Source organism: Streptococcus thoraltensis DSM 12221, from assembly GCF_000380145.1.
Lineage (GTDB): Bacteria > Bacillota > Bacilli > Lactobacillales > Streptococcaceae > Streptococcus > Streptococcus thoraltensis.
In genome coordinates this window covers 135184-157612 of the sequence record NZ_KB904598.1, presented here as the reverse complement: position 1 = coordinate 157612, position 22429 = coordinate 135184, and the positions used below count along the sequence as shown (strand labels likewise).

Sequence of the window (22429 nt, the reverse complement as noted above, 5' to 3'; positions counted from 1 at the left end):
TGGCATAAGTTGATTTTATTATAGCAAAAATTGCTGGAATCCTCATAAATTGGTACAATGTAAAGACTAAATTGAAGGAAGCTTTTATGAAAATTATCATTGATAACAAAATTATGATGGATCATGACCTTGATATGGTTCATGAGGAAGCAGATGGGGAGTATAAGGAAAAAGGTGAGTTTTCTTATCTCATTTATACTAATTCGGAAAAAGAGCGGGTGGTTCTTAAGTTTAACGAAGAAGAGTTGATGGTTACTCGTTTTAGCAAGCCTCAGAGCATTATGAAATTTGAAAATGGAAATTTTGCGGCAGCCCAAATCCCGTCTCCGTTAGGATTGCAGCGTTTGGTTACTAAAACCACACAATTTGAACTGAATCAATCTGCTCAGGAGTTAATACTTCATTACCAACTGTTACCCCATCCTGAAGCAGAAGAAGCCTTGGCAGACTATCAGATGCGTTTACGCTGGGAAGCGAAATAAAGGATAGTCTATAAAAGTAATCTTAAATAATAATTATCAGATGAATTTAGAGTGTTTTTGCTAAAAAACACTCTTTTTTTCACTTTAAACAAAAAATATGTTGACAAATCATCTGATGAATAATAGAATATAGGTAAATAAAAACGCTTTCACAAGAAAGCTTCAAGGAGGCGACTTATGATGAGTCATAAAAAGGATCGAAGTGAAGATGTTACCTACAATCGGGCGAAACTGTGGCAGATTATTTTATTTGCGGCAAATAATACGTCTACCAATATTTATCTGGTAGCCTTTAGTTTTGTTGCTTATTTTTCTACCGGTGTCCTTGGTTTAGCGGCTATTTTTGTTAGTCAGTTGATGGGTTATATTCGTATTTTTGACGGGTTTATTGACCCAGCTATCGGTGCCTTAATTGATAAGACGAATACTAAATTTGGTAAATATCGTCCTATTCTTGTCTTAGGTAACTTGATTACAGCTCTATCATTTCTATTCTTGTTCAATATCCATCATTTTGGTAAAGGAATGGTTATGCCATTGTTTATTGTGGCTTTAATTATCCATAAAATTGGTTATTCTATGCAACAAACCATTACCAAAGCTGGTCAAACTGCTCTTACTAATGATCCCAAGCAACGTCCTATCTTTAACATTGTTGATGGTATCATGACAGCTATTCTATTTTCAGGAAGTCAGATTGTCGTTTCTAGTTATTTAGTCAAAAAACATGGCGGCTTTACGGAAAGTTTCTTTATTGAGTTGATGTGGGAGGTTATCCTTATTTCAGCAGTCCTTGCCGTATTTGCCATTATTGGTATTTGGAAAAAAGATAATTCTAAATACTTTGGACTAGGTGGTGAGAAAAACAAGAAAACATCACTCAAAGATTACTGGCAAGTTATTAAAGGAAATAAACCTTTGCAAGTCCTTTCCTTGTCTGCCGCTCTTGTCAAATTCTGTGCACAATTGTTTGGTGATGCTGTTGTCACTGTCATGCTCTTTGGGATTCTTTTTGGTAACTATGCCCTATCTGGTGCTATCTCAGCGATGATGGTCATACCAAATATACTTGTAACAACCTTTGCAGCCAGTGTGGCGCGTAAAAGAGGGCTTCGAAGTGCTTATATTTTAGCTCTGCAGATTGGTATCGTTGGTTTGATGGCTATGGGAGCTCTTCTTTTCTTCGGTGAACAAGGTGGCTTGAGTTTTACAAAATGGACACCATATAGCATTGCTTTTGTTATTGCCTATATCTTTGCGCGTTATTTCTCATCAGCACCGTCAGGTCTTGTTTTGACGATGGGAGCTGATATTTCAGACTATGAAACGTCTGTCTCAGGGCGGTATGTTTCAGGTATGATTGGAACCATTTTCTCATTAACGGATTCAGTGGCATCTTCCTTTGCACCGATGGTTGTGGGTTGGGCTCTTACTTCAATTGGTTTTGCCAAAGATTATCCAACGGCAGAAACACCTTTGACACCAGAGTTGAAAATGATGACAATTATTTTATTTGCCATTATCCCAGCTGTTTTCTTACTGGTCTCACTTTTCTTGATGAAATTCTATAAACTTGATAAAGAAACGATGGTTCAAATTCAAGAAAAAATTCATACGATGAAAGCGGCTCGTGATAAAGAACGTGCGATGGCTATTGCTAAAAATGTTCCATTGTCAGATATGGATTATGTTGATTTGTCAAAATATCCAGTAGATGATAAATAAAATGAATTGCAGTTGCCCTTTTTGAAGCAACTGCTTTTATACTAGGGGAGGATAGAAAATTGAAGAAAAAAGTTGTTGCATTTGGTGAAATCATGTTAAGATTGTCGCCCCCACAACATCAAACCTTGACACAGGCTACTCAATTAGACTGTCAGTTTGGTGGATCTGAATTGAATGTTCTATCGACTTTGGGGCAATTAGGGCATACGGTTTCTCTGGTGTCAGCTATTCCTGATAATGACTTGGGACATATGGCAGAATCATTCTTATTTGCTCACCAAATTGGACAAGAACATTTGGTGAAAAGTGGGGATAGATTGGGGATTTATTACTACCAAAAAGGCTTTTCCCTAAGAAATAGTCGTGTTCTTTATGATCGCAAGTTCTCGTCATTTTACGAGTCGCAATTATCAGATTATGATTTGGAGGCTATTGTTGAGGATATGGATTGGCTTCATGTTAGTGGCATAACGGTAGCTTTGAATCCCAATATTTACGCTATTGCTCTTGCTTTAATGACTAAGGCAAAGGAAAAAAATATCCCTATTTCATTTGATTTAAATTACCGAGAAAGCCTTTGGGACTCTTTTCAACAAGCGCGTGACGATCTGTCTAAGTTGGTTGCTCTGGCAGATGTCTGTATCGGGATTGAACCTGTTTCCCTATTGACGGATAAAGGAGGGGATTTGAAGGATGAGTTAGGATTGACGAGACCTTACAAAAATCGTGAGGTTCTATTAACCGTTTTAGAGACAATGGCTGCTCGGTATGGTTTGAAATACATCGCCTTTACAGAAAGAGAAATTGGCGCAACGAATGAGTACTTGTTAAAAGCCTACCTCTATGATGCCCAAGAAGCTATCCTACATGAAACGGATAGGGAGGCTATTCAAGTTTTGGATCGCGTAGGAACTGGCGATGCCTATACGGCTGGGATTATTTATGGATTGCTTGAAAATGTTTCAGTTCCAGAAGTTTTAGAACTCGGTATGGCTAGCTTCAAATTTAAACATACCATTGAAGGTGACATCAATATCGTCACTAAAGATGATATTGAACAATTTATGAAAAAAGGTGACTTGGATATTAAACGATAAGGAGAAAAAGATATGTTATACCCAATTTTAACAAAAACACGTAATGTTTATGATTTAAATGGTTTATGGAATTTTAAACTTGGTGACCATAATCCCCAAGAGCTCTTAGCTTCAGATGAGGTTATGACTGTTCCGACCTCTTTTAACGATGTGCTTGTAGATCAAGCTAAGCGAGATTATATTGGTGATTTTTGGTATGAACGTTTTGTTGAGATTCCTGATATTACCAAAGAGCAAGAAGCTGTTTTACGCTTTGGTTCTGTAACTCATTATGCCAAAGTCTATGTGAATGGGGAATTGCTTGGAGAACATCGCGGCGGCTTTACACCGTTTGAGGTGCTTATTCCTGATCACTTGATGAAAGAAAGTCGTCTCAAAGTTTCTATCTGTGCAAATAATGAACTCAATTATACGACGTTGCCAGTTGGGAATTATAGCGAAGAACTTCAAGAAGATGGTAGCCTTAAAAAGAAAGTTCAGGAGAACTTTGATTTCTTCAACTATGCGGGGATTCATCGCCCAGTGAAGTTAGTGATTCGCCCTAAAATCCATCTTTCAGATCTTGTTATCACGAGCCAACTATCTGATGATATGACTTCTGCTGTTGTAAAAGTGGATGTGACCAGCAGTCAGCCTGTCGATGATGTTAAAGTAAGTATTTTTGATGAAAATCAACAAGAAGTTGCCGTCTTGGAAAATGGGCAGGCTGAGCTGCTAGATGTTCATCTATGGGAAGTTTTGGATGCTTATCTTTACACTGCACATGTTGAACTTATCAAGGATGGTAAAGTTTTAGATGTTTATGATGAGCCGTTTGGTATCCGAAGTGTTCGAGTGGCGGACGGTCAATTCTTTATTAATGAAAAACCTTTTTACTTTAAAGGTTTCGGAAAACATGAAGATACCTTTATCAATGGTCGTGGGTTGAATGAGGCAGCTAATTTGCTTGATCTGAACTTGCTTAAAGAAATCGGTGCTAATTCCTTTAGAACCTCACATTATCCTTATTCTGAAGAGATGATGCGCTTAGCTGATAGGCTAGGGATTGTTGTTATCGATGAAGTTCCTGCTGTAGGGCTTTTCCACAATTTTAATGCTTCGCTAGATGCATCTCGAGGAGGCAATGAGACGTGGAAACGTTTAGAGACGAAAGCGGCCCATGAACAAGTGATTAGCGAATTGGTTCAAAGAGATAAGAATCACCCTTCGGTTGTTATGTGGGTCGTGGCTAATGAGCCAGCGAGTCATGAGGACGGGGCGCACGAGTACTTTGAACCCCTAATTAAGCTATACAAGGATTTAGATCCTGAAAAACGCCCTGTAACCTTGGTTAATATCATGATGGCTGATCCAGAACATGATAAAGTTATGGATTTGGTTGATGTTATTTGCCTTAACCGCTATTACGGCTGGTATGTGCATCACGGTGATTTGAAAAAAGCAGAAGAGGGCTTGCGGAAAGAGTTAGAAGACTGGCAAGCGCTTTATCCAGATAAACCAATCATCATGACAGAATACGGAGCAGATACCCTTCCAGGTCTTCATTCCATGTGGAATATCCCTTATACAGAAGAATTCCAAATTGATTTTTATGATATGAATCATAAAGTCTTTGATGAAATTGCCAATCTCGTAGGTGAGCAAGTGTGGAATTTTGCTGATTTTGAAACAAATCTGATGATACTGAGAGTACAAGGTAATCACAAAGGACTGTTTTCAAGAAATCGTCAGCCAAAGAGTATTGTTAGGAATTTTAAAAAACGCTGGGATAGTGTTCCGAATTATGGTTATAAAGCTAAAAAGTAGTATAATAGCCATAAAAGGTTTAAGGAGGAACAATTATGGCAGCGCGTCCACTGGTTGAAAAAACAGCAGAACGCCTCTTGCAATTTATTTTGGAGCAGGGGTTTGAAGTTGGACAAAAATTACCAAATGAATATGATCTGTCAGAAGTGCTAGATGTGGGACGTAGTACCGTCCGAGAAGCAGTTAGAAGTCTTGTGGCTCGTAATATTTTAGAGGTTAGACAAGGCTCAGGAACTTATATTAGTTCCAAACAAGGAGTTGCTGAAGATCCCTTTGGATTTGCTTTTGTCAAAGATCGCATCAAATTAACGACAGATTTATTTGAATTAAGGTATCTTTTGGAACCAAGAATTGCTGAACGTGCCGCCCAATTTGCTAAAGAAGAAGACATTGAACGTTTGGAAAAACTTGCTCTGGCTATTGAAGAAGCACTAAAAGCTGATGATCCAAAACATTTAGAGCTAGATGTGGCATTCCACAGTTTAATAGCGGAAATGAGCGGGAACATTGCGGTTAAAAGTTTGATTCCTGTGATTAATGAATCCATTCAAATCATCAATGAAGACTACACAAATCGTCAGATGAAACAGGCTAGTATTGAGGCTCATCGCAATATTGTAAACGCTATTAAAGCAAGGCATCCAATAGGTGCTTATGATAGTATGATGTCTCATATCTTAACCGTCAGACAAACTGTGTTAGATGACTGGTACGACAAGAAAATTGAACTACATGGACTGCCGAAATCTAACGAATGATTAGCTACCTATAGCATATATAAAAAGATTGGGGATAGCCCCAATCTTTTTATATTTAAGCAGAAAATCCTTGACAAATCATCTGATGAATTTTATAATTAATTCATGATAACGATTACAAACAAGGAGGGGTCTATGTTAGATGTTCTAAAAGAAAATTATTTCTTTGCCGTTATACGTGGCAAAGATGAAAATGATGCGAAAGAGATTGCGCGACGTGCTATTGAGGGAGGGATTCGAAATATTGAAATCACCTTTTCAACGCCCAATGCCCCTCAGGTTATTCGTGATTTGACAGAAGAGTTTGAGAACTGCGACGATGTCGTTATTGGGGCAGGAACTGTGATGACAGTTAAACTTGCTAAAGAAGCGATTGTTGCTGGTGCGAAATTCTTAGTTAGTCCGCATTTTTCTGCTGAGATTCAAGACGTGGCAAAAGAAACCAAAAATCTTTACTTCCCAGGTTGTGCTACGGCGACTGAGGTGGTTGCGGCAATAGAAGCTGGCTGTTCGATCATCAAGATTTTTCCTGGAGGCATTGTAGGACCAAGTTTCATTAAAGATATTCACGGTCCGATTCCTCAAGTGGATTTGATGCCATCTGGGGGAGTATCCGTAGCCAATGTTGCTGATTGGAAAAAGGCTGGAGCTTGTGCTGTAGGTATTGGTTCTGCCTTAGCAGCGCGTGTCGCTGATGATGGATATGATTCAGTGACTGAGATTGCAAAAGAATTTATTGCAGCTGTAGGAGAATAAGATGGGATTTAATAACGAAACTTTTATGTTAACGAGCGAGCCAGCTCTAAAACTTTATGATCAAATTAAGGATCAACCAATTTTTGACTACCATTGCCATCTTGATCCAAAAGAAATTTTTGAGGATAAGGTCTATGACAATATCGTTGATTTATGGCTGGGTGGGGATCATTACAAATGGCGTCTCATGCGGGCGCACGGTGTCTCTGAAGACTATATCACAGGAGCAGCTTCTAAATTAGATAAGTTCAAAGCCTTTGCGCGCAGCCTCTCACGTTCTTACGGCAATCCTGTGTATCATTGGTCAGCCATGGAGTTAAAAAATGTCTTTGGGATTGATGAGGTGTTAACAGAAGAAAATGCTGAAGATATTTACCATCGGATTAATGAAACGCTAAAAACTAAAAAGATTAGCCCACGTAAACTGATTAAGGATAGTCAGGTGACGTTTATCGGAACGACAGATCATCCTTTGGATTCTTTAGAATGGCATCAAAAATTAGCTGACGATGCTAGCTTTGAAACGACTGTTGCACCGACCTTTCGTCCAGATGAGGCTTTTATCGAACATCGAAACTTTACTGATTTCATTCGTCGATTGAGTCAGGTGACAGCAGTATCAATTGAAGAATTTCAAGACGTTATCAATGCTCTTGAAAAGCGTGTCGCTTATTTTGCTGAAAAAGGCTGCAAAGCAAGTGATATTAGCTTTACCGAGATTGTCTTTGAAGAAGCTGATAAAGAGACTTTGGATAGTCTTTTGAAAACTGTTCAAGAAGGCTATCAGCCAAGCCAGTTGGAAATCAATCAATGGCAAACGGCAGTATTTGCAGAACTTTGTCGCCTTTATAAACAATATGGCTTTGTAACACAGGTTCATTTTGGAGCTTTGCGTAATAATCATTCTGGCATTTTTCAACAGTTAGGAAGTGATGTTGGGGTGGATTCGCTTGGTGATCAAACAGCACTGGCTATTAACATGAATCGACTTTTGGATCATTTAGCTCAACAAAACAATCTACCAAAAATGATTTGGTATAACTTAAATCCTAGCTACAACATTGTTGTTGCTAATACTCTAGCCAATTTCCAAACTAACGAAGAAGGGATTAAATCCTACCTTCAGTTTGGTGCTGGTTGGTGGTTTGCAGATACAAAGTCTGGTATGTTGAGCCAGATGACAGCTCTGGCAGAACAAGGTGTCCTGGCTAATTTTGTTGGTATGCTAACAGACTCTCGCAGTTTCTTATCTTACCAACGTCATGATTATTTCCGTCGCATCCTTGCTTCTTATTTGGGGCAGTGGATGGTAGATGGTGAAGTTCCAAACGATTATGACGCAATAGGTCAAATGGCTAAGGATATTGCTTATCACAATGCTGTTGAATATTTTAACGATTAAAGAAAAAACTTATCGTCAGCAAGGCTCTTGCTAGAAGATAACTAAGGTATGGGGGAATTATTATGAAAATGTCATTTCGTTGGTACGGGAAAAATGATCCTGTGTCACTTGAAGAAATTAAAGCCATTCCAGGCATGCAGGGGATTGTAACAGCGGTTTATGATGTGCCTGTCGGACAGGCATGGCCTTTAGAGAATATCCTTGAACTCAAAAAAATGGTCGAAGATGCAGGTCTTGAAATTACAGTTATTGAATCCATTCCTGTTCATGAGGACATTAAGCAAGGAAAACCTAATCGTGATGAATTGATTGAAAATTATAAAACGTCCATCAAAAATGTTGGAGAAGCTGGTATTCCGGTTGTTTGTTACAATTTTATGCCCGTTTTTGACTGGACGCGTTCTGATCTGAATCACCCACTTCCAGACGGTTCAACCTCACTTGCCTTTCTCAAAGAAGATTTAGAAGGGGTTGATCCAGTGGCAGATGATTTGAACTTGCCAGGTTGGGATTCATCTTATTCAAAAGAAGAGATGAAAGCGATTATTGAGAATTATCGCAATAATATTTCTGAAGAAGATTTGTGGGCTAACTTAGAGTACTTTATCAAAGCGATTATGCCAACAGCTGAAGCTGCAGGTGTTAAAATGGCGATTCACCCTGATGATCCACCTTATGGCATCTTTGGGCTTCCACGTATCATCACTGGTCAAGAAGCTGTTGAACGCTTCCTTGATATTTATGATTCGTCAAATAATGGCATTACCATGTGTGTGGGTTCATATGCATCAGATCCTCAAAATGATGTGATTGCCATGACAGAATATGCTCTAAAACGCAATCGCATCAACTTTATGCACACACGAAATGTTACTGCGGGGGACTGGGGCTTTCAAGAAACCGCGCATTTGTCGCAAGCTGGTGACATTGATATGAATGCTATCGTGAAGTTATTGGTTGATTATGATTGGAAGGGCGCTCTTCGTCCAGATCATGGGCGTCGTATCTGGGGTGATCAGACCAAGACTCCTGGTTATGGCTTGTATGATAGAGCGCTTGGTGCAACTTACTTCAATGGTTTGTACGAAGCTAATATGCGAGCAGCAGGTAAAACCCCTGATTTTGGTATCGCTGAAAAAACGGTTGGGAATAAATAATCCTCTTGGCTTACTATTTTTCTATCTAAGAGAATAAGAAAGGATAAAATCATGTCTAGAGTTATTGAATTTAAAGATAAAGTTGTTGTTGTTACAGGTGCTGGTGGTGTTCTTTGTGGTTATATGGCAAAAGAGTTTGCCAAAGCGGGTGCTAAAGTAGCGCTTTTAGACCTCAATCAAGAAGCAGCACAAAAATTTGTTGACGACATCGAAGCTACTGGTGGAGTTGCTAAAGCCTACAAAGCCAATGTTTTAGATAAAGACAACCTTGAAGAAGTACGCCAAGCAGTTTTATCGGATTTGGGTCCAACAGATATTCTTGTCAACGGGGCAGGGGGAAATAACCCTAAAGCAACGACAGACAATGAGTTTCACCAAACAGATTTGCCTGAGGGAACAAAATCATTCTTTGATTTAGATAAAGCTGGCATTGAGTTTGTCTTTAATCTTAATTACTTAGGAACCTTGCTTCCTACTCAGGTTTTTGCCCAAGATATGGTGGGACGTAAAGGAGCAAATATCATCAATATTTCTAGCATGAATGCCTTTACGCCATTAACTAAGATTCCTGCCTATTCTGGTGCTAAAGCTGCTATTTCGAATTTTACGCAATGGTTGGCAGTACATTTTTCAAAAGTTGGTATCCGCTGCAATGCTATTGCCCCAGGCTTCTTGGTAACCAATCAAAACCGTGGTCTTCTCTTTAATGAAGACGGTTCACCTTCAGAACGTGCGGAAAAAATTCTTCGTAATACTCCGATGGAGCGCTTTGGAGAAGCTGAAGAATTAATTGGTGGTCTTTTCTTCCTAGCGGATGACAATTCAGCAAGTTTTGTTAATGGTGTCGTCCTTCCAATTGATGGTGGCTTCTCAGCCTATTCAGGCGTCTAATATGTTTTAAGCGCTTGATGCGTCGTTGATGATTGCTCACGGTTTGAAAAGATAAAGGAGTTTTTATGGGTGAAATGATTACCTTGGAGCTAGAAAAGCTAGACAAGATACGTGATATAAATCCGCGTTTGGTTTCTTATAATGTTGAGTTTGCAGAAGTGACAGGTGGAACTTTCTGGAAGTCTTATTCAGAAGAGCAAATTGCTGGAACGGAAGATTTTTACGTCGAACCTTCTGATGAAGGAATCGCAGCGATGTATAAGGACCTTATGCAAGAGTATGATCCGATTGATTTATCAAATGAGAAACTACGCTATTTGACGAAAGAATTGGGAGAAGCATGGGTACGTGTCTCAGGAACTTGGTCAACCAAAACTTATTACGATTTTGATGGTGAAACTGCTGGAGTACCGCCACAAGGTTATCTGAATGTTTTGACAAAAGAACAGTGGCTGGGTGTTTTGGATTTTGTTAAAGCAGTTGGTGGACATTTGAAAATTTCCATGGCTAACTGTCCCGGTTTACACACGGCGGAGGAACCATGGCATCCTAGTGAAGCTGAAAAAATCTTTGCTCTAAGCCAGTCATATGGTGTACCGATAGAAGCTGTTGAATTTGCCAATGAACCCAATATCCTAGAGGACACTGGATTTCCAAAAGGCTATACAGCGGCACACTATCGCCGTGACCAAGACCTTTTCTTCCAATGGTTAGATGAGAATTATCCGGATTGCTTAAAAGTAGGACCAAGTTCGACAGGTGGAGATGATATTGTCTTTGGAGATCCAAGCCAGCAAAAAGGTATCGGGGGCATTGAGCAGATTGCTCATGAAACGGTTAACTGTGAAGATTTGTTAGAAGGAACAAAAGTGCCTTTAGATGTCTTTTCTTATCACTACTACAATGGGGTTTCAGAACGTCTGGCTTCTGTAATGCCAGCAGGGCATTGGTCAGTGGAAGCTGCCTTGTCAGAAGCCTATTTAGCTGTAGCTTCAAACTTTTGTAAAACCTACCTTCCCCTGCGTGATCGATTCGTTCCGGGGGCAGAAATGTGGGTAACAGAGTCAGGAGATGCTGGTGGTGGCGGCAATACTTGGGCGTCAACTTATCTTGATGTGCCGCGTACCCTTAATGAGCTGGGAACATTTGCTTGTTTGACAAATGGCGTTATCTTCCATAACACCTTAGCCTCTTCTGATTATGGTTACTTGGCACGAGAAGTGTTTGATCCACGTCCGAACTATTTTGCAGTTTTATTGTGGAATCGATTGATGGGTTCAGAAGTATTTGATAGTCAAATTCCAATCCATGAAGGGGCGCACGTTTTTGTGCATTCACGTAAAGATGGCAAAGATGGCAAAGCAATTTTGATCATTAATAATTCAGAAACGAAAGCTACCACCTTGGCTTTGGAAAAAGATGCTCAAGTATATCGCTTGTCAGGAAAAGACGGTGACAAACGTGCAAAAGAAATGTGTTTGAATGGTAAGGTCTTGGCTTTAGATGAAGACAACAAATTACCGAATTTAGAAGCAGACCTCATTTCGGCTGGCGAGTTGGTGATTGCCCCTACAGAATGTATGTTTGTGATTGTTTGATGAGTAAGAGTGGGAGTGGGACAAAATCGTGATGTCGAAGAAATCGATTATCCTCACTCCGCTATTTCTAGGTTCGGGCTAAAATAATCCAGTGGATTATTTTACTCCCACCTTCGCAAGGTTGACGAGACTTGTATAGTCTTTTGAATTAACTTTGATGCTTCGTTACTTTTGACTTGCCCTACCCATACGCTTCGAAAATCAAAAACAGATCTTGTTGACTTGATTTGATGAACTCTAGTTCTATCTGCTATCTGTGTCGTCTAGTTTGCTTTTGATTTTCATTGAGTATCAAGTACTGTCCGAGTCTTTTTGTTCCTTGTTTGAAAGTTAAGTCATTTTACAAGTCCGACAACTACTGTACTAAACGATTCTACTTATCTACTTAGTTAAAACTTAATGAGGTTAGGTACTTTGGTTCCTGCCTCACGTTATCAGAAATCTTTAGATGATTAAGAGTGCTTTATCAGACTGCAATAGTGGTGGGGTTGCTAGATAGTATTTATACCATAGAAGGATAAGAAGCGATTGAGAGGTTAGATAATCTAATACCAAATACCTTTTTAGTAGCTTCATTTTCAAAGAATTTCAGCTAAAATGATTGGTACGGTCTGTCTTACTTTTAGGTGAAATACCGTTGCCAGAAAACGCTGACTTCTGGGGTAAAAACGGATTGTCTGGCACTCTGTTTTAATCCTTAAGCATGATAGCATTGCATTATCAGATGAAGATAAGAATGAAAGGGGAAAAATGTCTAAACAGCAAGAATATGTCTTTTGCGTAGACTCAGATGGCTGTGCCATGGATACCATGACCTACAAACATCAGCTCTTTTTTGGACCACTAGCAGCTCAGTTTTTCGAGGTTACAAATAAAGAAGCTTTTTTGAAAGAGTGGGATAATATCAACCTTTACTCTCGTACAAGAGGCGTCAATCGTTTTGTCGGATTGGTGATGGGGTTAGAGTACGCAGGTCTGGAGGGCATTGATGCCTTGAAGAACTGGGTAGCCACTACCACATCACTATCAAATGCGTCTCTGGAGCAAGCGTTGGCTCAACAACCATCAGATGATTTACAGAAAGCATTGGATTGGTCTAACGAAGTTAATCGACAAATTAAATCTTACAAGGGTGAGGCACTTGCTTTTATAGGTGCTCGTTCAGGCTTAGAAAAACTTCACGAGCTTGGGAAGGTGTATGTTGTCTCTTCAGCCAATCGTGAAGCTGTCGAAGAGGAATGGCGCGATCAAGGCTTGTTAGAGTATGTCGATGACCTTTACTGTCAAGATCGTGGTAAGAAAGAAGATGTTATTGCAAGCTTGCTACAAGATGGCTACTCAAAAGATCATCTTGTAATGGTGGGAGACTCACCTGGTGATTTAGCAGCAGCTGAGCAAAATCAAGTGGCTTTTTACCCTATCTTGGTTGGTAAAGAAGCAGCATCTTGGAAAGCATTACAAGAAACATTTTCACCAGCTTTTGTCGCTGGTCAGGTAACAAAAGAAGGCTTAGAAAGCCTAAAAGAAACGTTTTGGAAACATTTAGATTAGGAGTGATAAGATGACACATTTAGTAGACTTAACTAAAAAGCCTTATAACCTAAATCAAGAAGCTATTGATTGGGTAGAAACGACCCTTAATAATATGACCTTAGATGAAAAAATTGGTCAGCTTTTTGTTAATATGGGTTCTAGTCGTACAGAAGAGTATCTAACTCAAGTTATGACAGATTACAAATTTGCAGCGGTAAGGTATGCTCCTGGTCCAGCAGCGGACATTTGGGAGCAAAATTACATTTTACAAACCAAATCAAAAATCCCTCTGTTGATTGCAGCCAATACAGAATCAGGGGGAAATGGGGCGGTCACAGATGGCACCAAAATTGGTGATGAGATTAAAATTGCCGCTACTAACGATCCTAAGTATGCTTATGAACTAGGGCGTATTGCTGGACTTGAGGCATCAGCCGTGGGATGTAATGCGTCATTTGCTCCTATTATGGATCTTAGCCGTAACTGGCGAAATCCTATTATTGCTAATCGTACATGGGGAGCTGAAGTCGAGCAAGTTATCAGCCTTTCAAAAGAATACATGCGTGGTATCATGGAACATGGCATTATTCCATTTGCTAAACATTTTCCTGGTGATGGCATTGACGAACGAGACCACCATCTTTCATATGCGTCTAACCCTATGTCAAAAGAGGAGTGGATGGAGACCTTTGGGCGTATTTATGGCGAAATGACTGAAGCGGGTCTTCCGGGTATTATGGCAGGTCATATTCATCTGCCAAATGTTGAAAAAGAAATGCACCCTGAGCGTGATTTGGATGATATGCTACCAGCATCGCTTAATAAAACACTTCTTGATGAACTTCTACGAGGTGAGCTGGGCTACAATGGGGCTATCGTAACCGATGCCTCTCATATGGTTGCGATGACAGCATCGCTTCCACGTCGTGAACTGCTACCAACAGCGATTGAAGCTGGATGCGATCTCTTCTTATTTTTCAACGATCCTGATGAAGATTTCCGTTGGATGAAAGAAGGCTATGAAAATGGTCTCTTAACAGAAGAACGTCTGCACGATGCCATTCGTCGTACCTTAGGGTTGAAAGCAAAACTTGGCTTGCATCAATTTGAAGGTCGCCGCAAGGAGATTTTGCTTCCAAAAGAAGAAGCGCTAGAAAAAATTGGTACAGACGAGGCTAAACGCCTTTCAGATGAAGTAGCTGATAAGGCAATCACGCTGGTCAAAGATAAACAAAAAGACATTTTCCCAGTCACACCAGAACGCTACAAACGCATTCTTTTAGTTGAAGTCGAAGGTTACAAGGGTGGCTTTGGTGCGATGATTAACTCTGGCAAAAAACGTGCAGCTGACACCTTAAAAGAGTTGTTAGAACAAGCGGGACATGAAGTATCGATTTGGGAAAATACAGAAGAGCGTATTAAAAAACTGCCGGAAGACGAACGTCCAGCAGCTATTCAAAATGTCTATGCTTCTAAACGACCAATTGCTCAAATCACGGATAATTATGATTTGATTATCAATCTTGTTGATGTCAATTCTGGCGGTACTACCCAACGTATTATTTGGCCCGCGGCTAAAGGAACACCAGATCAGCCATTTTATGTCCATGAAATCCCAACAATCGTCGTGTCAGTGCAACATCCATTTGCCTTGGCAGATATGCCACAAGTTGGAACCTACATCAATGCGTATGATGGCTTACCAAATACTATTGCCAGTTTGGTAAAAAAACTAGCAGGTGAATCTGAATTTACAGGAGTATCAAGCGTCGATCCTTATTGTGGCTTAATTGATACGCATATCTGGCGTTCACATGAAATGAAACAATAGTTTTCATTTACCTTGAGTCGATGAGCTATTTCTGTTATAATTATATCCATCAAGGGAGTAGCCGACGATGGTCATATCGTATCAGTGATATGGTGTCATCGTGATTATGTCGTCATTTCGAAACGTTTGTTTCCGGCATAGTCTTAATTTGCGAGACTTGTTTAAAAATAAACAGGTCTTTTTCTATAGAGAAAAGACCAAGGAGGAGAAAAAGTGTCAAAAGAACAAAAACGTCAAGCGTTTTACACACAGTCGGAAGACTCTGTTCTTGAAGCTCTTGAGACAAACAAAAAAGGTTTGACGAGCGCTCAAGCCGAGCAACGTTTGTCAGAGTATGGTCGTAATGAATTGGAAGAGGGTGAGAAGAAGTCACTTTTCCAAAAATTCTTGGATCAATTTAAAGACTTGATGATTATTATCTTGTTAGCAGCTGCAGCACTTTCAGTGATTACTGAAGGGATGCACGGTTTAACAGATGCTTTAATTATCTTATTCGTAGTTGTCATTAACGCTGCATTTGGTGTTTACCAAGAAGGACAGGCAGAAGCAGCTATTGAAGCACTTAAATCAATGTCTAGTCCATTAGCGCGTGTTCGTCGTGATGGACACGTGAAGGAAGTTGATTCTAAAGAATTAGTTCCTGGTGACATTGTCTTACTTGAAGCGGGTGATGTTGTTCCAGCGGATATGCGCCTTTTGGAAGCAAGCTCTTTGAAAATCGAAGAGGCTGCCCTTACTGGTGAGTCTGTACCAGTTGAAAAGTCTTTAGACGTTGAACTAGCTGAAGATGCTGGTATTGGTGACCGTGTCAATATGGGTTACCAAAACTCAAACGTTACATACGGTCGTGGTATGGGTGTCGTTACTAACACGGGTATGTTTACCGAAGTCGGTCACATTGCAAACATGTTACAAAACGCTGATGAAACAGACACCCCTCTCAAACAAAACCTTAACCAATTGTCTAAAATTTTGACGGTTGCTGTCTTGGTTATTGCAGCTGTTACCTTCGTAGTTGGCGTCTTCCTTCGTAATGAAAGCCCACTTGAAGGTCTCATGATTGCGGTTGCTCTTGCGGTTGCTGCCATTCCAGAAGGTTTGCCAGCCATCGTTACAGTTGTCCTTTCACTTGGTACACAGGTGTTGGCTAAACGTAACGCTATCATTCGTCAATTGCCTGCTGTTGAAACACTTGGCTCAACAGAAATTATCGCCTCAGATAAGACAGGTACTTTGACAATGAACCAAATGACTGTTGAAAAACTCTATACAAATGGTACCCTTCAAGATGCCAATGATGATTTGGATCACTCAAATATGGCTCTTCGCATCATGAACTTTGCCAATGATACCAAAATTGATGAGTCTGGTAAGTTAATTGGTGACCCAACTGAAACGGCTCTTGTTCAATTTGGATTGGATCATAGCTTTGATGTTCGTGATGCTCTCAAAGGAGAACCACGGGTTGCAGAATTACCATTTGATTCTGATCGTAAACTCATGTCAACAATCCACAAATTGGCAGATGGTCAATACCTTGTTGCTGTAAAAGGTGCCCCAGACCAATTGCTTAAACGTGTGACTAAGATTGAAGACAACAATCAAGTGCGTCCTATTACAGATGCCGATAAGGAAGCCATTCTTTCTACCAACAAGTCTCTTGCTAAACAAGCTCTTCGTGTTCTCATGATGGCTTACAAATATGAAGCAAGTATTCCTACCATGGAAACTGAAGTGGTGGAAAATGATTTGGTATTTGCTGGCTTAGTTGGTATGATTGACCCTGAACGTCCAGAGGCTGCCCAAGCGGTTAAAGTGGCTAAAGAAGCTGGTATTCGTCCAATCATGATTACTGGTGACCACCAAGACACTGCTGAAGCAATTGCTAAACGTCTCGGTATTATTGATGCCAATGACACAGAAGATCATGTCTTTACAGGTGCTGAACTTAACGAATTGTCAGATGAAGAATTCCAAAAAGTCTTCCAGCAATATTCAGTTTACGCTCGTGTATCACCAGAACATAAAGTCCGTATCGTTAAAGCGTGGCAAAATGAAGGCAAAGTTGTTGCCATGACTGGTGACGGTGTTAATGATGCGCCATCACTTAAAACAGCTGACATCGGTATTGGTATGGGGATTACCGGTACAGAAGTTTCCAAAGGAGCTTCTGATATGGTTCTTGCTGATGATAACTTTGCAACAATTATCGTCGCTGTAGAAGAAGGACGTAAAGTCTTCTCAAACATTCAAAAAACAATTCAATACTTGCTTTCAGCTAACATTGCTGAGGTTATGACAATCTTCCTTGCAACCTTGTTTGGATGGGATGTTCTTCAACCAGTTCATCTTCTCTGGATTAACTTGGTTACAGATACACTTCCAGCCATTGCTCTTGGTGTGGAACCTGCTGAGCCGGGTGTGATGAAACACAAACCGCGTGGACGCAAATCAAGCTTCTTCGATGGTGGTGTAAAAGAATCAATTATCTATCAAGGGCCACTTCAAGGTTTACTTGTTCTTGCTGTTTATGGCTTTGCTCTTAAATTCCCAGAACACACTACATATGCTGACATTCATGCTGATGCTTTGACAATGGCGTACGTTACGCTTGGTTTGATCCAATTGGTACATGCTTATAACGTTAAGTCTGTTTACCAATCTGTTTTCCAAGTTGGTCTCTTTAAGAACCGCTTGTTCAACTGGTCAATTCCAATTGCCTTTGTTCTGCTTATGTCAACAGTGGTCGTTCCAGGATTTAATAACTTCTTCCACGTGGCTCATTTATCAGTCACACAGTGGTTAGTAGTTGTTATCGGAAGTTTAATGACATTGGTAGTTGTTGAAATTGTGAAAGCAATCCAACGTGCAACAGGTCAAGATAAAAACGCCATTTAAGAGATAAACTAAAAAAATCAGATTGAAGAAAAAGTCCATTTTGGACCTTTTCTTCAATCTTTTTCTTTATGTTGGAACATGAAAACCTCTTAGAAATACTGTCATATCAATGGTAAACGTCCAATAACGAGGTATATTGAAAAACATTCCAAAGTCAAGCTGACTCTGGAATGTTTTCTACTAACAGTATACTGGAGGAGTGAGAGGATTACTAGATACCTCGTTATGGAGCGCTTACTATCAATACTTGTAAGAGTTTTATGGTTTAATGATGTCAAAATCAGTGCCTTGATATGTTCAGGTTAGAGAGGGGAAGCCATATTCTTAAAAAGAATCTGAAGCAAAGCGTTTCATTTTAGAAATTCTTTACTATCTAGTTCTATGAAGTTGATAGTATTATAAAAAAAGGAACAAGATAGAATTCTGTTTAATAGAAAACTATCTTGTTCCTTTTTTATGTTTGGTGTCAAACTTTTGCCCCAGACTCTTTTTAAGTGCTTTTAATCAGTCTATATCGGGGGATGATACAGTTTAGTAGGAGCAGTAAGAGTAAAATGAGCTGCGTAGGCAAATAGTCAGCATTAGTGAACAGTATGTTAAACTGTAGTCCGAGGCAAATGAGGAGTATTAATTCTAAGGCAAGCCACCATGGATTAGTCTTCATGATAATCTGATCACCATCAGCAACTTGGCATTTAGTCAAAATCCCCCAGCCTAAGCTGAGTGTTGCAGGAGTGTCTGGCATATCCAAACTGATTTGTTGGTCTTTGTAAAGTTTTCCCTGATAGATGCGATTAAGGTAGATATCACTTGGTTGATAGCGACCATCCCAGGTTTTTCGAATAAGAGTAATCGACAAGAGCCTTCCCTCCTTTGTCCAATCTGATAAGCTTTCCATGAAAAGGGTATCAAAAAAGAGATTAGAAGTCAAAAATCGTTAGCGACTGTCGAAATTCTTCTTCAAGCTGTTGTCGGGTAAAGTTTTTAAAGTCTGGCAATTTTTTGACCAGATTGTACCTTTTTGACAAATTCCATGTCCCTGTCGGATTGAGTTCTGGATGTTGGTTGACATAATCGATGGTTAAATCCCACTCACGACGGTAACCTAAGGGGCGAGAGTGATAGGTGATACCATCAAGAGTTTGACTGCCATAGGAACGGTGGGCATGACCAAAAACGACATCTTTTACGCCGTGTTTGACAAAAAGATTATGGAAATCTTGGCTACCCAAAAAGGCATTGAAAGGGATAAATTTTGGATGGGTCATGAGGAAGTTTTTATGGGGAACAAAATGTAGGGAAATCAATGTTATTTCGGGGTGCTTAGATAGGGTAATGTCTAGGACTTTGAGAATGTCAGCGGTCAGTTCAGAATCTGTTTTCCCCCTATCTAATCGCCTATCAAACCAAAAACGATTTTTAAAGGCAAGGTTTTCATCGAACGTTTTCTGAGGCTGAAAACTATAGTCATACCAGCCGTGAAAGGCTAAGAAGGATTTACCATTAATCTTATGAATCTTAAAATCTAAATGCTCAATCTCAGTTTCTGTCAAATCTAACATATCATGATTGCCAAGATTATAAGTGACAGGCAGGTGTTGCTGGAGGGTATCTAGAAAGGGAAGGGATACCTCGTAGTGGTGGTTGGAGATGTCTCCAGCGATATGAAGGTGGTCAATCTGTTCTTTTTTTAGTAAGTTGATAAGGGTTGTAGTTTCAAAGTCTGTGAAGTGATTGAGATCGACATGCAAATCACTCATAAAAGCTAGTTTTGTCATAAAGCTATTGTATCTTTTTTTAGCCGATTTGACACAAACTTGTTACTGATCTGACTTGCTATCAACATGATTTTCACTTAAAATAGTAGCATGGATATTAAGGTGGAAATTCAAAAACTTGCCAAGGAAATTGGCATTTCAAAGATTGGGTTTACAACTGCCGATGATTTTGATTATTTGGAAAAAACCTTACGGGCTGGTGTCGAGGAGGGTCGGACGACTGGTTTTGAGCACAAGGTCATCGAGGAGCGGCTTAAGCCTAAGTTGTCTTTGGAGTCTGCTAAGACTATCATCTCAATAGCAGTAGCTTATCCTAATAAATTACCCGTTAAACCTCCCAAAACCCAGTATAAACGGGGGAAAATCACGCCTAATTCTTGGGGTCTAGATTATCATTATGTCCTTCAAGACAAGCTCAACCGTTTGGCAAAAGGGATTGAGGAGCTGACCGAAGATTTTGAATACAAGGGTATGGTTGATACAGGGGCTCTTGTTGATACGGTTGTCGCTAAGCGAGCTGGTATCGGTTTTATCGGAAAAAATGGTTTGGTCATCTCTAAAGAATTCGGGTCTTATATGTATCTGGGGGAGTTGATTACCAACTTAGAGATTGAGCCTGATCAGGAAGTGGATTATGGCTGCGGCGATTGTACCCGCTGTTTAGAATCTTGCCCAACCTCCTGTCTGATTGGTGATGGAACGATGAATGCTCGCCGCTGCTTGTCTTTCCAAACTCAGGACAAGGGCATGATGGCTATGGAATTCCGCAAGAAAATCAAGACGGTCATTTATGGCTGTGATATTTGTCAGATTTGTTGCCCTTATAATCGCGGGATTGACAATCCATTAGCTAGTGAGATTGATCCAGAATTAGCCCAGCCCGAGTTGATTCCCTTTTTGGAATTGACGAATAGATCCTTCAAAGAACAATTTGGCATGATTGCAGGTTCATGGCGTGGAAAAAATATCTTGCAGCGTAATGCCATTATTGCTTTGGCTAACGCCCACGACCGCAGTGCTGTGGTTAAATTGGTGGAGATTATTGATAAGAATAACAATCCTATTCATACAGCGACAGCCATCTGGGCACTGGGTGAGATTGTGAAAAAACCAGATGAGGCCATGCTTGATTTTATGCGTAGCCTTTCTCTAAAAGAAGAAGATAGCATTAAAGAATGGGAATTAGTCCGTGAAAAATGGCAATTTTAGAGGCTTTGTGCTAGAATGAACAGGATTATACTGAGAATAAGGAGTTTATCATGGAAATTGCTGAAATGCGCCAAAAAATAGTAGAAAATCAAGAGAAGTTGACTAGCTTCAGGAGGTCTCTTTGACTTAGATCGTTTGGAAGAAGATATTGCGCTTCTTGAAAATCGAATGACCGAGCCAGACTTCTGGAATGATAATATTGCCGCTCAAAAAACTTCGCAAGAATTAAATGAGCTTAAACAAACTTATGAAACTTTTCATAATATGGAGGAGCTGTCCGAGGAGACAGAACTTTATTTGGAAATGTTGGAAGAGGACGACTCTGTCCAAGAAGAACTGGAAGAAAATCTTGAGAAGCTGGATAAAATGATGGCTAGCTACGAGATGACGCTTCTCTTGTCAGAGCCTTATGATTCAAACAACGCCATTATGGAGATTCATCCTGGTTCTGGAGGTACTGAGGCACAAGATTGGGCTGAGATGCTCTTTCGGATGTACACACGTTTTGGAAATGCCAAGGGCTACAAGGTGGAAACATTGGACTATCAGGCGGGAGATGAAGCAGGTATTAAGTCTGTAACCCTTTCTTTTGAAGGTCCAAATGCCTATGGTTTCTTGAAATCTGAAATGGGAGTTCACCGTCTTGTACGTATCTCACCTTTTGATTCTGCTAAACGTCGCCACACGTCATTTACTTCTGTTGAGGTTATGCCTGAATTAGACGATACTATTGAAGTTGATATACGTGATGATGATATTAAAATGGATACTTTCCGTTCAGGTGGTGCCGGTGGTCAGAACGTCAACAAGGTTTCGACAGGGGTTCGTTTGACCCATATTCCTACAGGGATTGTCGTATCCTCAACAGTTGACCGCACGCAATATGGCAACCGTGATCGGGCGATGAAGATGTTGCAGGCTAAACTTTACCAAATGGAGCAAGAGAAGAAAGCAGAAGAAGTGGATGCTCTCAAAGGTGATAAAAAAGAAATCACCTGGGGCAGTCAGATTCGTTCTTACGTTTTCACACCCTATACCATGGTTAAAGATCACCGCACTAACTTTGAAGTAGCGCAAGTCGATAAGGTTATGGATGGTGACATTGAAGGCTTCATTGATGCCTACCTCAAATGGCGCATGGATTAGTTGGCTCATTTAGAAGAAATTATTGAAAAGATGCGAGTTCAACCAAATTGAACTCCAACTAAAAGCAGAAGAAAAAAGATAGCCTTCCTCATGTGCAAACACAGGTCGTCTCTTCCCTATGTTCCTCCTGCTTTTGATGTTTTTAGTATCGTCAAATGAATTAACTTTCAGAAACAAAAAAGACACGGGCAGTACTTGATACTCTTCGACAATCAAAAGCAGACCTTGTTGACTTGATTTGATGAAGACAGATCTATCTGCAACGGCGTCGCCTAGCCTGCTTTTGATTGTCATTGAGTAAGAGTAGGGCAAGTCGAAAGTGACTATGCATCAAAGTTAATTCAAAGGACTATATCTGTAAA

The 22429-nt window shown here is 40.1% G+C and carries 17 protein-coding genes; 15 read left to right on the top strand and 2 right to left on the bottom strand.

What is annotated here, in order from left to right:
* The first annotated feature begins 86 nt into the window (after positions 1-86).
* The 13 genes from A3IA_RS0105785 to A3IA_RS0105725 all read left to right on the top strand — a co-directional run bounded on the left by A3IA_RS0105785 (position 87) and on the right by A3IA_RS0105725 (position 17934).
* Positions 87-482: a YwiB family protein gene (locus tag A3IA_RS0105785; protein WP_018380377.1), complete on the top strand. Its 396-nt coding sequence runs from the start codon at positions 87-89 to the stop codon at positions 480-482.
* A 177-nt stretch (positions 483-659) separates the two neighbouring features.
* Positions 660-2207 carry an MFS transporter gene (locus tag A3IA_RS0105780; protein ID WP_018380376.1) on the top strand — a complete coding sequence of 516 codons (1548 nt, stop codon included), beginning with the start codon at positions 660-662 and terminating at the stop codon, positions 2205-2207.
* A 59-nt stretch (positions 2208-2266) separates the two neighbouring features.
* Positions 2267-3304, top strand: a complete 1038-nt coding sequence (locus tag A3IA_RS0105775) for a sugar kinase (RefSeq protein WP_018380375.1) — start codon at positions 2267-2269, stop codon at positions 3302-3304.
* A 12-nt stretch (positions 3305-3316) separates the two neighbouring features.
* On the top strand, positions 3317-5110 hold the full coding sequence (gene uidA / locus A3IA_RS0105770) for a beta-glucuronidase (protein WP_018380374.1): 1794 nt from the start codon (positions 3317-3319) through the stop codon (positions 5108-5110).
* Positions 5111-5145: 35 nt separating this feature from the next.
* Positions 5146-5868: a FadR/GntR family transcriptional regulator gene (locus A3IA_RS0105765; RefSeq protein ID WP_018380373.1), complete on the top strand. Its 723-nt coding sequence runs from the start codon at positions 5146-5148 to the stop codon at positions 5866-5868.
* 135 nt (positions 5869-6003) lie between these two features.
* Entirely contained in the window at positions 6004-6624 is a 621-nt protein-coding gene (locus A3IA_RS0105760; protein WP_018380372.1) for a bifunctional 4-hydroxy-2-oxoglutarate aldolase/2-dehydro-3-deoxy-phosphogluconate aldolase, read from the top strand.
* Position 6625: 1 nt separating this feature from the next.
* Complete coding sequence (gene uxaC, locus A3IA_RS0105755; protein WP_018380371.1) at positions 6626-8026, top strand: glucuronate isomerase; 1401 nt, start codon at positions 6626-6628, stop codon at positions 8024-8026.
* Between the two features lie 62 nt (positions 8027-8088).
* Entirely contained in the window at positions 8089-9183 is a 1095-nt protein-coding gene (locus A3IA_RS0105750; protein ID WP_018380370.1) for a mannonate dehydratase, read from the top strand.
* 51 nt (positions 9184-9234) lie between these two features.
* Entirely contained in the window at positions 9235-10074 is an 840-nt protein-coding gene (locus A3IA_RS0105745; RefSeq protein ID WP_018380369.1) for an SDR family oxidoreductase, read from the top strand.
* 65 nt (positions 10075-10139) lie between these two features.
* Positions 10140-11672: a hypothetical protein gene (locus A3IA_RS0105740; RefSeq protein ID WP_018380368.1), complete on the top strand. Its 1533-nt coding sequence runs from the start codon at positions 10140-10142 to the stop codon at positions 11670-11672.
* Positions 11673-12422: 750 nt separating this feature from the next.
* Positions 12423-13223 carry an HAD family hydrolase gene (locus A3IA_RS0105735; RefSeq protein WP_018380367.1) on the top strand — a complete coding sequence of 267 codons (801 nt, stop codon included), beginning with the start codon at positions 12423-12425 and terminating at the stop codon, positions 13221-13223.
* A 10-nt stretch (positions 13224-13233) separates the two neighbouring features.
* Positions 13234-15036 carry a glycoside hydrolase family 3 protein gene (locus A3IA_RS0105730; RefSeq protein WP_018380366.1) on the top strand — a complete coding sequence of 601 codons (1803 nt, stop codon included), beginning with the start codon at positions 13234-13236 and terminating at the stop codon, positions 15034-15036.
* Between the two features lie 213 nt (positions 15037-15249).
* Complete coding sequence (locus A3IA_RS0105725) at positions 15250-17934, top strand: cation-translocating P-type ATPase (protein ID WP_018380365.1); 2685 nt, start codon at positions 15250-15252, stop codon at positions 17932-17934.
* 490 nt (positions 17935-18424) lie between these two features.
* Here the strand turns inward: A3IA_RS0105725 and A3IA_RS0105720 are convergent, their stop codons facing one another.
* The gene (locus tag A3IA_RS0105720; protein WP_018380364.1) at positions 18425-18793 is read right to left on the bottom strand and encodes a hypothetical protein; all 369 of its coding nucleotides are present in this window, start codon (positions 18791-18793) and stop codon (positions 18425-18427) included.
* 61 nt (positions 18794-18854) lie between these two features.
* Positions 18855-19712 carry a metallophosphoesterase gene (locus A3IA_RS0105715; RefSeq protein ID WP_018380363.1) on the bottom strand — a complete coding sequence of 286 codons (858 nt, stop codon included), beginning with the start codon at positions 19710-19712 and terminating at the stop codon, positions 18855-18857.
* 90 nt (positions 19713-19802) lie between these two features.
* Between A3IA_RS0105715 and queG the strand changes: the two genes are divergently transcribed.
* Together queG and prfB are read left to right on the top strand one after the other, a co-directional pair.
* Complete coding sequence (gene queG, locus A3IA_RS0105710) at positions 19803-20921, top strand: tRNA epoxyqueuosine(34) reductase QueG (RefSeq protein WP_018380362.1); 1119 nt, start codon at positions 19803-19805, stop codon at positions 20919-20921.
* Positions 20922-20971: 50 nt separating this feature from the next.
* Positions 20972-22067 (top strand): peptide chain release factor 2 gene (prfB, locus tag A3IA_RS0105705; RefSeq protein WP_156802407.1). Its coding sequence is split into 2 segments (ribosomal slippage): positions 20972-21043 and positions 21045-22067, totalling 1095 coding nucleotides; the frame shifts between segments, so codons are not numbered across the junction.
* Positions 22068-22429: the final 362 nt, after the last annotated feature.